This window comes from Pedobacter sp. WC2501 (genome assembly GCF_052682415.1).
On record NZ_JBQZFI010000001.1, the window covers coordinates 5,599,669 to 5,615,422 of the forward strand.

Consider the following 15,754-nt stretch of genomic DNA (forward strand, 5'->3'; position numbering starts at 1 on the left):
CTACAGGGTTGATTATACAGATGATTGGATTACAACCTTCGGGATGATTACACCGATTGTTGGATTACACAGATTTATATTGCCTTTGGTCTTTTAGCTTTAGTCTTTCTCCTTTATTTAAGAAGATATTTTTTCAAATTACAGCCTTTTAATTCTTTAATTCCTTCTACAACAGATGCGGCATTAACTTTTGCACCTTCCAAATTGGTGTGGGTATGGTCGCCTGGAAAATACGCTTTTACTTTATCTGGCCCCAGGGCATCATATTTATCAGCAGTAATTTTATTCAGGTCAACGAAATAAGCATTTTCTTCTTTGGCAACATCGGCGGCCCATTTTCCAAAATCGTTATTGGCTCGAACCACTTTACCATCTTTAAAAACATCCCTTGGGATCATGGAAAGCACAATTGGTGTGGCTCCTTTTGCTTTGGTTTCGCGTACAAATTTGCGGATATACCAGCCATAAGTATGTACAGTTTCTACCTTTCCATCTGGCCAGGTTAATACTTTGGTTTCTTCACCAGTTCCTCTTAACACACCTCTTTTTCCGGCTTTTGTAGTATCAGGTACGCTTCCGTCGTTGTGTCCGAACTGCATGGTAACGAAATCGCCTGGTTTTAATGTTTCCAAAACTTTGTCCCAATTGCCTTCCGACAAAAAGGTACGGGTACTTCTTCCGGGTATGGCGTTATTTTCTATATGAATCTTGGTGGTATCGAAAAGGGAAGCAATAGGCGTTCCCCAGCCCCAGGTTTCTTTGTTCCAATTGAGAACTGTAGAATCGCCAATGGTATGCAGGGCGGGCTTATGTTGAGCGATAAAGGCAAAAGCAAAAATAATGATGATCATTCCTGATAGGATAAAGCTATATTTTTTCATTTTTATTTATGATTATTATGGTACAATTAATATTTTTTGGGTTCTATGAGTGTGATATTGGGTTTTGGTGCTTTCTTCATTCCGAAGCCGAAATAAAAGCTGGTATGCGGCGGTTGGTTGTAGCCATCGTTTTGCCAGGCGATACTTAAACGGTACTGCGGATCGTGCATTAAAGTATAATTGCGGTGTACTGTCGGTATTGTGGTGGTATAAATACGTAAACTTTGGTTGTCATAAGATCTTAAGATCAGCTCTTCACGCCAATCGCCAAAAATATCGGCACTTAATGCTGGTGTAGATTTGGTTCCGTTGTTAGCAACAGCTCCATCAGCCGTAAAAAGCCTGCCACCATTGTATTTATCAATGTGGTTTGCGTCTAAAAGTTCTCTCGATAAATCACCGTCCCAATAAATCAAAAAATTAGTTGATCTTGGCTGATTCCCAATTCTATTGCCTTTCATGTCATATAATCCGTTAGATCCCGACCACCACATTTGCCCACCGAAACGGCTATTGTCAATATTATCAGCCACTCCCCGGCCTACATCCTTGTCGGGTGATCCTTTCCACAATATTTCGCCAGTTTTCGCATTATAAACGGCCGCACCAGGGCCTTTAGTACCTTCTTCTATTTCATGGACACCAAAAACTTCCAAGCCAGGGTGTTCCGGATCAAGATCTGAAACATGAATGGCGTCACCGTGCCTCAATCCTGTGGTATATAATCCTTTCCCATTATCATCCACACACATCGAACCATAAATGATCTCATCCTTTCCATCTCCGTCTACGTCTGCAACTGTAAGATTGTGATTGCCCTGCCCGGAAAAAGAGTTTTTACCATCTTTACTATCAAATACCCATCGGGAAGTTAGTTTACCATTACGCCAGTCCCAGGCCACCAAAACCGTTCTACCGTAATAACCTCTGCACATCACTACACTTGGATGAATACCATCTAAATAGGCCACGCAGGCATTAAACCGATCTACCCGGTTACCCGTATTATCATTTTTACCGTTCCCACCTTTGCCTCCCCAGGCGCCAATATTGCCACGGGCAGGAATATAATCTGTTGTGGCTAATGCCTCTCCGGTTTTACCACTAAATACAGTCAAAAATTCAGGGCCATCCAATATTTTACCATTCGGGTTGCGCCAATCTTTAGTCGCATCGCCAATTACTTTTCCTTTGCCATCTACTGTTCCATCAGCAGTTTTACATACCACTTCGGCAATGCCATCGCCATCCAGATCGTACACCATAAATTGAGTATAATGTGCTCCTTCGCGGATGTTTTTCCCTAAATTAATTTCCCACAAAAAAGTGCCGTCTAATTTATAAGCCTGAAAAATCGGCGGATCGGTAATACCGTTTGATGAGTTATCCCTGCTCCGGCCAGTTTGATGCAATACAATTTCATATTCACCATCTCCATCTAAATCGCCTACTGAAGCATCGTTAGGCGTGTAACCTGCTGGTGTTTTTAAAGGAATCGTTAAATATTGCTGAATAGGTGGTTTGGCTGGCAACCTGAAAGGTTTACTGGCTTCTAATTCAGTGCCTTTTAAAATCGGTTTTACAAAATAACTGTTCGGAAGATCGAATTTAACGCCTGCATCAACAAAATTAGTGCTCTTGGTAATGGGATTATGGTTAAGTTTTATGGCTTCGTTATTTCCAGTTTTGCGGTACAGGTTAAAAGCAATTTCATCGGCATCAGTACCCAGCATCCGCCAGCCTACATAAACAGAATCGTTATTTTGCCGTACGGCAATTACACCACGGCCCAGTTTTTCCATTTGGCGCTGGCCGAAAAGCTTAGTCGCAAAGAACAAGCTGATTATGAAGCAGGAAACTGTAATGGTTTTGGTCATCATGGCTTGTGTACAAGCTTAATTAAAAAATAGAATCGATTCGCTTTATAGGCAGTATTGGCCAATATAGCTACTCTTTTATCGGTAATTACAATGAGCTTGATCAATACCAGAATATCTAAGAAACGAAGGATCATCAATGCATGATTTGGTTAGTAAATTTAACAACTGCCGGGTAACCGCTATTAAAGATTTATGTCCAATGTAAATAGTATATTTTTAAGTCGCATCCTGTAGTATCCTGCTTTTCGAAAATGACAATAAGCTATAATAAAGATTTCTGCTAAAAAATTTTAAACATCAAGCAAAATTTACTTTACTGAAGCCTTTTACACATTCCATTTATATTTCTTTGCTTATCTCATTTTCGCTAATGCAAAGATTGTAGAATTTAAAAACAAAATAGCTGAAAAAGAAAAAAAATAAATGTTTAGTTAACGTTTATTATTTTAAATATTTTACTTTTACCTTTAGGATCTTCCAAATATTAAACCGTATGAAATTAAATTACCCTGTAAAAAGTGTGTTTTCGGCATGCATAGCGTATGCAATTGGAATTGGCTATACTACAGAAGTGCAGGCACAAACTGCAAAAGTGATCAAAGTTAAAACAGACCATTCTATTGCCAAAGTGCAACCGAACATGTGGGGTGTTTTTTTTGAGGATATTAACTTTGGCGCCGATGGCGGTATTTATGCTGAACTCATCAAAAACCGCTCTTTCGAATTTGCAAAACCGCTAATGGGCTGGACGATCCAGCGGAAAAAACAGCAAGAAGGCGAAATATTGGTAGTAAACCGCAAAGAGGTAAATACTGCAAATCCCAGATATTTACAGGTAAAAAAACAAACCGACGATTTTGAGCTCGTAAATGAAGGATTTAAAGGTATCGGTGTAAAAAAAGGATTACGCTACGATTTTTCATTGATGTATCGCCAATCAACTCCAGGTGTTAAACTCGTGCTGTTGTTAAAAGATGCGAACAATAAAATTATTGGACAAGGAAGTTTAACTCCTGATCAAACGGGTAGCGACTGGAAAAAACAATCGGCAAGTTTTACCGCTACTGAAACCGATCCAAAAGCTAAATTCTCCATCCTGTTTCAAGGAAATGGAAACATTGATCTGGACATGATTAGCCTTTTCCCTGGTGATACCTGGAAAAACCGTCCACAAGGGTTAAGGGCAGATATGGTGCAGTTACTGGCCGATATGAAACCCGGTTTTGTCCGTTTCCCAGGCGGCTGTATTGTAGAAGGCACAGATCTGGCCAACCGCTACCAGTGGAAAAAAACCATTGGCCCGATTGAAAACAGACAACTGATTATTAACCGCTGGAATACTGAATTCGCAAATCGTTCAGCACCAGATTATTACCAGAGTTTTGGTTTAGGCTTTTTCGAATATTTCCAACTGGCAGAAGATATAGGCTCAGATGCCTTGCCGATATTAAATTGCGGTATGGCTTGTCAATTTAACACTGCAGAAGTAGCTTCACTTGACGAACTTGATCCTTATGTACAAGATGCTTTAGACCTGATTGAATTTGCCAATGGCGATGCAACTACCAAATGGGGAAAAATGAGGGCAGATCTTGGTCATCCAAAACCTTTCAATTTAAAAATGATGGGTGTTGGCAACGAAAACTGGGGGCCACAATACCTGGAAAGGTTAGCCATTTTCACTAAAGCCATCAAGGCAAAATATCCCGATTTTAAACTGATCAACAGCTCGGGAACCGATCCCGAAGGAGATCGCTTTAACTTATTGAATACTACTTTAAGAAGCAATAATGCTGATTTTATTGATGAGCATTATTACCGCTCTGCCGATTGGTTTTTAAAAAATGCCGGACGTTATGATAACTACCCAAGAAACGGATCGAAGGTTTTTGTTGGCGAATATGCAGTACATGCAGACAATAGTATAGTTGGAAGTAACCGCAATAACTGGCAAAGTGCATTAGCTTCGGCTTCATTGATGACAGGTTTAGAGCGCAATGCCGATGTGGTACAGATGGCCTCTTATGCCCCGCTTTTTGCTAATATTGACGCCTGGCAGTGGGCACCAGATATGATCTGGGTAGATAACCTGAAATCGTACGGAACACCTGACTATTATGTACAGAAACAGTTTTCTACCAATAAGGGAACGGATGTAGTTGCAATTACGCTTGACGAGAAGAACATTATCGGTCAGGATGGCCTTTATGCTTCTGCTGTAACCGATCAGGCCAAAAAAGAACTGATCATTAAAATCGCCAACAACTCCGATCAATCGCAGAACATTGATTTTGACCTTGAAGGAAAAATAAAATTAAAAAAGAAGGCCACTAATGAGGAAATAGCGAACAGCAACCTTACTCAGGTTAATTCTTTCGAAAATCCTGAAGCGGTAAGTCCGAGAAAAAGCACGATTAACCTAAAAGGCAAAAAATTAAACATCGCGTTAAAACCTTACTCTTTTAACGTGATCAAAATCCCATTTAACCAATAGATTTAACGAAATCATGATGAAAAAACTTCTCTTATCTGCGGCTGTATTCTGCAGTTCGATTTTAGTGCATGCACAAAATGAAACCCAGTTAACCATTAAACCTGCAGGCGATCAAGTGGTGAGCAAGCACATTTATGGTCATTTTTCGGAACATTTGGGCCGCTGTATTTATGATGGCTTTTGGGTGGATGAAAATTCGACAATCCCTAATAAAGGTAGAATAAGATTAGATATCGTTGAGGCATTAAAAAAGATAAAAGTTCCGAACCTGCGCTGGCCGGGAGGTTGTTTTGCTGATGAATACCATTGGAGAGATGGCATTGGACCGAGAAACCAACGTCCGAAAATGGTTAACACCAACTGGGGCGGCGTAACAGAAGACAATAGCTTTGGCACGCACGAGTTTTTAGATCTTTGCCAGATGCTGGATTGCGAACCTTACATTGCAGGTAATGTAGGCAGCGGAACTGTTGAAGAAATGGCCAAATGGGTAGAATATCTGAATTTTGATGGCGTAAGTCCGATGACGGCCATCCGCAGCCAAAATGGAAGAGAAAAACCATGGAAAGTTTCTTTCTGGGGTGTAGGTAACGAAAGCTGGGGTTGCGGTGGCAACATGACCCCTGCTTACTATTCTGATTTATACCGCAGGTATGCCACTTATGCACGCAACTATCCGGGTGCTCCGCTAAAAAGAATTGCCAGTGGAGCTAATTCAGGTGATTACAATTGGACAGAAACCTGTATGAAAAATATTGGCGACCAAATGTGGGGATTAACTTTACACTATTACACCATCCCAACAGGAAACTGGGGCAAAAAAGGATCGGCTACTAAATTTGATGAAGCACAATACTTTTCGACCATGAAAAACTGCTTACATATGGAAGAACTGGTAAGCAAACACTCCGCGATAATGGATAAATACGATCCTAAAAAGAAAGTTGCTTTAGTAGTTGATGAATGGGGAATCTGGACAGATGTAGAGCCTGGAACTAACCCTGGTTTCTTGTATCAGCAGAACAGTTTACGCGATGCTTTAATTGCAGGAACGACCTTAAACATCTTTAATAACCACTCCGATCGTGTTAAAATGGCTAACCTGGCACAAACTGTAAATGTGCTGCAGGCTTTAATCCTAACTGAAAAAGACAAAATGATCCTTACCCCTACTTATCATGTTTTTGATCTTTACAAAGTGCATCAGGATGCCAAATATCTACCGATTGCCTTTACCAGCCCTGATTATGTTGTAGGTGATCAAAAAATCCCTGCCTTAAACGTTTCTGCTTCGCAGGATGCCAGTGGTGCCATTCATATTTCTTTGGTTAATTTAGATCCGAACAAAAAAATTGCACTGAGTACGGTTTTAGATGGCTTGAAATGGAGTACAGTTACAGGACAGATTTTAACTTCAGCTAAACTAACTGATGTAAATACATTTAACGATTTGAACAAAGTGCACAATGCAAAATTTACGGGTGCAAAAAAATCAGGCAATTCATTAAAAGTAGAATTACCTGCTCAATCTGTTGTTGTACTGGAATTAAAATAATTTATTCAGGACAAGAAAGTTTAAAGTCTTGTCCTGATTCATGAAAAAATTAATATGGCTTTTTGGACGGTTGTTATTAGGTCTTTTTAGTGCTGAAGCACAATCTCCCCCTTCCGTGGTCTGTGTCCTCACAGACCACTTAAATTTGTGAAAAAGATTTCTCCATTTCGTTGCACTTCATCCGATAGCTATTTGAACCGAAATGACGCCTTAATTAATAACCTTAATTTGATAAATCCCCTCCGTGCGTCCTGCTGAACTTGTTTTACTGCGTAGCTTTCCGCTTCGCTACAGGTCAGCATCTTTATAGTCTATATATATTCACTTCAAAATCTTCCTTATAGATCCTGAAACAAGTTCAGGATGACGATTGCATTGGATAATCACAGCGGTGTATATCTACAAAACCGAAAATACACTTATCATTTTAACAGGAAAAAAAACCTTTATTTTATTTATAATTTTAAGTATGTTAGTATAAAAAAGACGATTTATAATTTGACCAAAGCAGAACTTTACGCAAAAAAATACTTAAAGCGTGATATTGATTGTATACAGAATAGCGATAGGAACATAGAGTTCCCTAATCTAACCGTATATGAAAAGGCTGTTATTTATAAATATACAGAAGATGGCTATGAAAATGTTAATGAATTGCTAAGGTCTTCAAAAGGGATGAAAAGTAATGAGTTTGCTTCTGTACTAAATAATTCATTAACGAAAATAGATAACTATGAAGGGCAGGTATTCAGATGTGCAGATTTAAATGCTTTTGAACTGGAAAAATATGTAAAAGCTGAAAAAGAAGGTGTCCCTATAACCGAATACACATTTATATCAACTACAAAATCGGAGTTAACAGCCTTAGCATTTGGAAAAAACACCAAATTTGTCATATATTCAAAAACAGGAAAAGAAATTGAAAAAATCAGTAAATTTGGTAAACATAATCCACCGAATGAAAAGGAAGTTTTGTTTAAGTCTGGTAGATCTTTCAATATATTAGAGATTATTGAAGAACCCAACCAAACGGTTATAACGATGGAGGAAGTATAAGATGACAACATTACAAGCAGTAGAAAAAACAAATCAGATTGATAATGAAGAATTACATGAAATAACGAAAATCATGTTTGATTCGTTTTTTATAAATGGTGAATATAAAAGTCAATCATATGTTGCTAAAAAAGAACAACTAATTGATTCATTTTCAACGTTTATTCAGCAATACCTTAAACTTAACTTTTCCGGCTCAAAAGAAAAAAAGTTACGTCTGATGAAATTCGTCGCCAAATTGAACATGCAAAAGGAATTACTTGAGCTTGCAAGTGGCGAAACAAATTTAAAAGATATAGAAAAAGCAGGCCAAAGATTAGGTAAAAAATCACAATCTGCATTCGAATCAAAATAAATTTCTCTGCATATTTTAATGAACTTATTTTAGTATCGTTTTAGTTGAATACATTAACTTCAAAATCTGACCCGTAGATCCTGAAACAAGTTCAGGATGACGATCGATTTGAATAACTCCAGTGGTCTGTGTCTCACAGACCACGGAATAAGAATGAAGGATTACTAAAATCAGTCCTCTATCTCACCAACCTCACTTCATATATATTGGCAATAGCCGATCCCTGACCGGCAACAAATTTTACTTCTACATCTGCTTTTAACAGCGCTTTTGGAATCTGATATTCCTGAGTATAAAAAACATCACCCTTGCTCCCATCCAACTTTACATTTCCAACGGTGACACCATTGATCAGAATAGAGAAACTTTTGTTCTTTTCCTTTCCAAAATATGTTAAACGGAGCTTATTTCCAGATAGGTCTTTATTTTTAAGTACATAACTAAACCATGCTTTTCCACTCCTGAAATGCCTTTCCTGAAACGTTCCGTTATCGGTTTGTTCACCTTTAAAATTGTGGTCAGACTCTGGCTGCTGCTCCCCCGTATTGATCAGATCGACGGTTTCCTGCTCAATCTTCATCTTTTCTTCTTCTGCCAACTTAATCGCCTTTGCCCGTTCCGGCAATGCCTCAGCGCTGCTGTAAGGAAAATAAACCACATACCGTTTTTCAGCCAGGGTATAAAAAGGAACTAATTTTAAGGATTTGTATTTTGGTTGATAGATTGCATTTCGGGCATTAAAAGTTAAACTCTTTTTATCGGTCAACGTAATTTCATTTGCCAGCATATTTTTAGCCCCGGTAACCAATGGTGCATCGCTGATCGGAAATAAAGTACCCGAAGCAATATGCCCCATCCTGCTGCCATCAGCGGTTAAATTTGGCTGTTTTAAAGTATCCATTGCCGCAGCAAGTACAATCGGTCCACGGAGAAAGGCTACCCAATCAGAACCATCGGGCATAAACTCAGTAGTGGTATGCATCGGCAGAGCAATATTAACAACATCGCCTGTACTCCAGATACGATCGATACTGGCATAACCATTTGCTTCGCTTTTAACGGTTACTTTTTTTCCATTTACCAGCACAGCCATTTTCCCATGTTCTACCCAGGCAGGCTGGCGGAAATGTAAGGCAAAACGTTGTTTGTGTTTTAACTGCAGTTTGATTGTCGTGTTCTCCGCATCTGGAAAAAGTGTTTGCTGTACAAGCTGAATACCTTTTTCTTTCCAATTTAAGGTTGAAGGGATAAAAAGATTCACATATATATCATTCGCATTGTGTGCATAAATCAGTTCTCCATATTTGCCATGGTTCTCCAATCCTGAACCTACACAGCACCAGAAACTTTCCTGCGGATTGGAATAGGTACGGTAATGCCCTGGCCGCATTGGAGTAAAATACACAAAACCACCTTCCGGCCTTTGCGAAGAAAGGATATGATTGTAAAGTGTACGTTCGTAATAATCGAGATAAGTGTTTGAAGGAGCGGCTAAAAACAACTGTTTAGTAAGCTTCAACATGTTGTAAGAATTGCAGGTTTCGGGCCCTTCGCGCGATTCTGTCATTGAAGAAAAGTCATTGGCCGGATGAAAATGTTCTCTTACGCTATTTCCACCGATGGCTACTGTTCTGTGTTCTACTACCGTTTTCCAAAAAAAAGCAGCTGCATTTGCCCAGGCAGCATCTTTATCCAGTAAAGCAATCTGCTCAAAACCAATCACTTTCGGAATCTGCGTATTTGCATGTAAACCGTTCAGGGCATCTGTATTTTTTAATAGTGGATTTAAAATGGATAAATCCGAAAATCGTTTTGCCAATTGAAGATATTTCTGGTTGCCTGTTATTGCATAAACATGGGCGAAAGTTTCATTTAATCCGCCATGTTCACTTTTTAATAATTCCTGTATCTGCTGATCGGATAAATTGGAGACCATGTCAACACACCAATCAGTTAGCTTAATAAGCATCTGCTTTGCTTTGGCATTACCCGCAACTGCATACGCATCGTACAGTCCCGCATAAATTTTATGGATATTATACAGGGGTACCCATTTTCCATTTAACGAAAAACTGGATGATTTGATGTTTCCGGCTTTAATCTCTTTCCAGATTTCCTTACCGTCCGGGATTCCAGCCAGATATCCATCTCCATTTTGGCGCTGACATTTATCCAACTCGGCAATCATATATTCCATCCGCTCCTTCACCTTGGCATCGCCGGTGGAAGCATACATTAAAGCCAGCGCCGACAAATAATGTCCGCCGATGTGCCCATCTAAACCGGTGTTTTCCCAGTTACCATAAGATGCTGCTTTTGGTTTTAGCCCCGCCTCCCTTAAATATGGCGCCAGAAGCCTGTCTGCGTCCAGCGATAACATGTATTTTTTATCGGTTTCCTGAGCCTGTTTAAAGGGGCCAGCAAGCAAACGGACTTCTGCTAAACTAAATGACTGTAATGCAGTTTGCCCGAAAACAGTTCCACATAGAGCGGTAATTAAAACGGCAGTTATTATTTTTTTCATCTTTTTAGGTAATATTTTGTTCTAATTTCCATCTGGCTTAACCACACTACTTTTAGGGCTCTCCGGCCAGTGCCAGTTTGCAGGATCATCTGGTTTTGCAGGATCGAATTTTGGTAAATCATCTACCAGGTATTTTGCAATCCCCAATTTCTGTTCTTTAATACCTAAGATCATACACTGTGCAATTTCATAAGCACCATAAGGGTTAAAATGCGTGTTATCGGCCAATGCTTTATCCTGGCCAGGATAACTGTTGGCCGGATAATGGACAAAGGCTTTTTTTGATCGCTCTTCACCTAATGCATTAAACAAAACTGATGTCATAGCATTCAGATCAATCAAAGCCACTTTCTCTTCGGCAGCGACCTTCCGTGCTGCGTCCGGAAAATCGCCAAGGGAATTTACAATTTTCCCATCTGCACCAAAAGATCTTCTGCTGGTTGAGGTAACCACCACCGGAATTCCACCTTTTTTCTTCACTTCCGAAATAAATGTTTTTAATCTTTCAGTATACGATTTATATGCCCCATCGGCTGGTCCTTTATCTTTTTGATCGTTATGTCCAAATTCGATAAAGAGGTAATCGCCAGGCTTCATTACACTTAAAATTTTGGCTAAACGTTTGCTCCCCAAAAACGAACCCAGTGTTAAGCCCGATTCAGCATGGTTGGCAATGGCAACCCCCGGTTTAAAAAACCGCGGAATCATTTGCCCCCACGATGCCCAGGGTTCATCATCCTGGTTCACCACTGTAGAATTCCCCGCGAGGAAAACAGTAATCTGATCCTCAACTTTCGTAATTTCGAGTGCTTGTAAGGCAGTTTGATGGTCAAACTCCAACGTCAGTTTATCATCCCAATCAAGCTTGGTGAGTTCCCGCGGCTTTAGTGAAACCACTTGCCCGCCCGCAATATGTTTATCTTTAACATTTACAATAAATGTTTTCGTTATCGACTGCCCTGCCTTTGTTTTTACATCTTCAAGCATCAACCTTCTCGATTCGGCTTTTACCGTAGTTAACGTTGCCGCCATCGGATCGCCAAGTGTTACCTTGATTTTGTAATTCCCTTCAGGCACCGAAACCGAAAAATAAAATGGTTTATTGCTTTTTACCAGGTCTGAAGTTAAACGATTCTTCCCGTCATAATTTATGCCTTCAACTTTCGAATCAAAATCAAAACCAAAGCCTTTTTCTTTACTGTAAGCATCATCAGGTAAAATTTGTGTATAACCTTTAACAACCTTACCAGGTCCGAAATCGAATTTGTAACTGTTTTTTTCCTGCGCCTGTGACAGATTGACTATTAAACCAAGAAAAACAAATGGTTTAATAAACTTTTGAATGCTCATATCGTTCGGATTTGCTGCACGATCTGGCGCCATGGTTTTATCCATTCAGATCGTTTCCCCATAAAAATTGAAATCTGGCTAATTAAACGTCATAAAGACGATTATCTTACGAAGATATAAAAACAATTCCATTTCAAACGATTACGAACGGATGATTTAAAATCCCTGTCCTCTTTATTTAAAAAACACCTTCTCATTAAGGTAAAAAACCGACACTATCGGTTGATCTGGGAACTAAATATAAAAGCTTGATAAATTAGATTTACGTATAAACGAAAACATTTATAGCCATTAAAACTATTATTCCAACCAAACCATTTGTGTAAAAGCACCATTGGTAGCAATGTCCCAGGCCTCTACCCTTACCCACTTACGGCCTTTTAAATCAATTGCCCAACTGTAATCTTTTGTCCCAAAAGCCTGGGTAGTGTTTAAATTAATGCGGTTACGATAAACCTTTGTTCCATCACCCGATACAATTTCGACAAAATTTAAGGGAAATGTCCAGCTGAGTTGCATATTTATCTTTGCTTTACCACTATTTTCAATCTTTAGTGTTTCCCCTGCGCCTTTTCCATTAATATTAAACTTTGGAATCAATACCTCTCCCGTAGAAACAAAAAAATTGCCTTCCCGCATTACATCTAAAACGGGCTTCCAGCCATCTGCATAGTTTGGTAACTTGTTCATCTGTAAATAATTCACATTTAAGTGTGCATACATTTCATTTTGCCCGGTTATGGTAAAGATGTCAGCTTCAGAAATGATATGTTTTTTCAACCCCCAATTCGCCATATCGTCCATTAAGTTTAATACTCTTTTACTTAAGGTTGGTAAGGATAGATCACCGGGAATCGCCTTCCAGGCTGCCCCCATAAAGGTTTCCGATTTAAAAAAGTCTTCCTCCTTATATTTATCCGGATAACCGGTTGAGGCCTTAGTCCGGGCATGGGCTGTCCACGCCAGGCCTTGCTCCTGTTCCAGTAATTTCAGCATTTCAGCCTTACTGCTAACTCGGTAAACTTTCCCATACTTTGGATCATTGGTTTCGAAAGGCAGATCGCTTTTTCGCGACATTATCCAATAAATTGGTTTAGGAAAAAATGCCAGCCAATGTCCACCATAAAAATTATTGGCTTCTTCTCCCGGTAACAGTAAAAAATTAGCATCAGATAACCTTTTGGTTTGTTTAAACAAGGCGTCTAATTCTTTTAAACGGATCGAATCTGGTCCTTTTGGATGTCCCGGCCCATGAAATTCGGCAAGCTTAACAATATTTAAACCTGTTTTTTTTAATACGTCAACAAATTCCGGTTTTTCAGGAATCGCTTTTCCACTCAGCACTACATCTGAAATAAACTCATTGTGAAAATGGCTGGCCATTGTTTTATAGCCTGCCAAGGGCACATAAGTATCATTATGCGTAAACTTTTTAACTTCTGTCAAAGCGGCTTCTGCTTTCCCTATGCTTAACAAACAGAAAAAATTAAGGCGCTGTTGGGTATTGGGAGGTGCATTAAACCATGGCACATAACGTTTATCTCCTAACGGATCCTGACGGATGCCAATACCAAAATCGGGAATCAGATTTATGTAGTTGCTCCCTTTCCAGGTAAATTTAAGGTTAAAAGCTTCGTCCAGGGGATAAAAATATTGATGCGGGGCAGGAAAAACAGCCAAACTTCCACCTTTATTTTCACCGATAACAGTACGGTATTTTACTTCCAAATTTTTCGCTGAATCTGCTTTGGATGCTTTTTCCCGCTGAAGATTTCCATTTACATCAGACCAGGCGACATTAGACCAGGTCTCTTTTTTACTTATCAATCCGGCATCGTACAAAATAGCAGTTGAATCTTTTGGAGTAGTTACTACAGCTGCTACATTAAATAATGGGCTTCCATTATAGCATGTTATTTCTAAAGCACCACTAAATGTTTCGCATTGCACGCCATTTATTCTCACTATAGTTTGCGCGCCCTTTGTAAAAACACTGGTAGCTCCCTTAGCAAACTTTACAACATTTGTGGTGTATGGCTTGGTTGGAACACGATCGAAAAAAACATCCCAGCCTCCACTGTTTGGACTTAAAGTTCGTTTACCTATTCTCAGCACAAATGCAGGATCGAGATGAGCAGCTACTTCTTTTAAGGCGCCTGGTTTACCCATCTGCAAACTGCTGAACAGTGGTCTCCCATTTTCCAGATCAAGAACCATTTTACCAATGGCACTATTGCCAACCGGCCAGCTAACCACCAGTTCCTTTTGTCTGGCGGAAACAATTGCTCCATTAGGTTTAACACCCTTTAAATTAACCTGAGCAGATGCATCTAGAAAGAATACACAAATAATAATAAAAAACGGAAGTGACTTTTTCATCAAGGATATTAGTTTTTTTGGTTAGCAGAAACATGCAAGATAATGATTATGAACGAAATATATAATTTAACAATGAAGTTCAAATTATCATAAATATTTTAATTCCCCATTTCTAAAACCTTAAGCCCCTAAACTTCGTATAATAAAAACCAACAAACATTTGAACTTTAATAAATTAAGAACATTAAAATGGAAGTCAACTGCCTGTTCACAGATTACAACAGCTCGTTTTGTTCATTTTCTATTTTCTTATAAAAAAACCGTTACATTGTTTAATTTGATCATAAATTTTAAACTCAAACATTGTGCATCCTGTACTGCTTAGAAATAATGTGAAAATCCTTGGTGAAGGTAGCCAGGTTATTGTATTTGCCCACGGTTTCGGCTGTGCGCAAAGTTCCTGGAAATTTATTACAGATGCTTTTCTGAAAGACTATAAAGTAATCCTATTTGATTATGTAGGATCGGGTGATTCAGACCTAGGCCAATACGAGCAACGGAAATATGCTACTCTTGAAGGATATGCCTGTGATGTAATTGAAATCATAGAATCACTTAATCTGAAGAACATTATATTTGTTGGACACTCGGTTAGCAGTATGATTGGCATGATTGCCGCATTACAGATGCCAAAAGCATTTAAAAAACTAGTTTTTATTGGCCCTTCGCCAAGATATTTAAATGATGGTGATTATATAGGTGGATTTAATGTTGAAGATACTGAAACCATTTTTGAACACATAGCATATGATTATGTAGCCTGGAGCAAACAATTGGCACCAGTGGCGATGGACTGCCCTTCCAGACCCGAATTATCTGATTTTTTACAGGAGTGTTTTGAAGCTACAAACCCTAGTGTTGCCCTGGCATTTGCAATGGCTACCTTTAAAGCAGATTACAGAGACAAATTGAAAGACCTAGAAGTACCAAGTCTTACCTTGCAAGGTACTAACGATATCATATCTCCATTATCCGCTGGAGAATTTATTCATAAAAATACGCCAGACAATTTTTTGGTTGTGATGAAAGCCACTGGTCACTTTCCGCATATTAGCGAACCAGAAGAAACGATAAGGGAAATAAAGAACTTTATAGAAGATATCAGTTCAAAATCAGCATCAGATCAGTTACATACGCCAGAAAATCTAACACATAATTAGTTAAATACTATACTCATATAGCTTATCCACCATCCTCAATAGATAGCAGGTGTAAATTTAGGTGAGCCCTCAACCATTAAATCAATGGTGATAAGCAATTATTTGCAATACGTTCAGTAT

General features: G+C 39.0%; 10 protein-coding genes. 5 read left to right on the top strand and 5 right to left on the bottom strand.

The genetic code is table 11. The features are described from left to right. Positions 1-113: 113 nt before the first annotated feature. Positions 114-881 (bottom strand): rhamnogalacturonan acetylesterase, encoded by a 768-nt coding sequence (locus tag ACUN24_RS23385; protein ID WP_445564705.1) that lies wholly within the window; start codon positions 879-881, stop codon positions 114-116. A 26-nt stretch (positions 882-907) separates the two neighbouring features. Further along, a complete protein-coding gene (locus ACUN24_RS23390; RefSeq protein ID WP_445564706.1) occupies positions 908-2,761 on the bottom strand; it encodes a rhamnogalacturonan lyase in 1,854 nt (617 codons plus the stop codon). A 493-nt stretch (positions 2,762-3,254) separates the two neighbouring features. Here ACUN24_RS23390 and ACUN24_RS23395 point away from each other — a divergent pair, with 493 nt between their 5' ends. From ACUN24_RS23395 to ACUN24_RS23410, 4 genes are all read left to right on the top strand, one after another. After that, on the top strand, positions 3,255-5,255 hold the full coding sequence (locus tag ACUN24_RS23395) for an alpha-L-arabinofuranosidase C-terminal domain-containing protein (RefSeq protein WP_445564707.1): 2,001 nt from the start codon (positions 3,255-3,257) through the stop codon (positions 5,253-5,255). Positions 5,256-5,268: 13 nt separating this feature from the next. After that, positions 5,269-6,810 (top strand): alpha-N-arabinofuranosidase, encoded by a 1,542-nt coding sequence (locus ACUN24_RS23400; protein ID WP_445564708.1) that lies wholly within the window; start codon positions 5,269-5,271, stop codon positions 6,808-6,810. Between the two features lie 363 nt (positions 6,811-7,173). After that, a complete protein-coding gene (locus ACUN24_RS23405; RefSeq protein ID WP_445564709.1) occupies positions 7,174-7,866 on the top strand; it encodes an ADP-ribosyltransferase in 693 nt (230 codons plus the stop codon). Between the two features lies 1 nt (position 7,867). Further along, complete coding sequence (locus ACUN24_RS23410) at positions 7,868-8,221, top strand: hypothetical protein (RefSeq protein WP_445564710.1); 354 nt, start codon at positions 7,868-7,870, stop codon at positions 8,219-8,221. Positions 8,222-8,399: 178 nt separating this feature from the next. On the opposite strand, the gene ACUN24_RS23415 is transcribed toward ACUN24_RS23410, so the two are convergent. The 3 genes from ACUN24_RS23415 to ACUN24_RS23425 form a co-directional block, all read right to left on the bottom strand. Continuing rightward, positions 8,400-10,745 carry a beta-L-arabinofuranosidase domain-containing protein gene (locus ACUN24_RS23415; protein ID WP_445564711.1) on the bottom strand — a complete coding sequence of 782 codons (2,346 nt, stop codon included), beginning with the start codon at positions 10,743-10,745 and terminating at the stop codon, positions 8,400-8,402. A 21-nt stretch (positions 10,746-10,766) separates the two neighbouring features. Continuing rightward, on the bottom strand, positions 10,767-12,140 hold the full coding sequence (locus tag ACUN24_RS23420) for a rhamnogalacturonan acetylesterase (RefSeq protein ID WP_445564712.1): 1,374 nt from the start codon (positions 12,138-12,140) through the stop codon (positions 10,767-10,769). Between the two features lie 255 nt (positions 12,141-12,395). Next, a complete protein-coding gene (locus tag ACUN24_RS23425) occupies positions 12,396-14,474 on the bottom strand; it encodes a hypothetical protein (protein WP_445564713.1) in 2,079 nt (692 codons plus the stop codon). Positions 14,475-14,779: 305 nt separating this feature from the next. On the opposite strand from ACUN24_RS23425, the gene ACUN24_RS23430 reads away from it, so the two are divergent. Then, entirely contained in the window at positions 14,780-15,634 is an 855-nt protein-coding gene (locus tag ACUN24_RS23430) for an alpha/beta fold hydrolase (RefSeq protein ID WP_445564714.1), read from the top strand. Positions 15,635-15,754 lie beyond the last annotated feature (120 nt).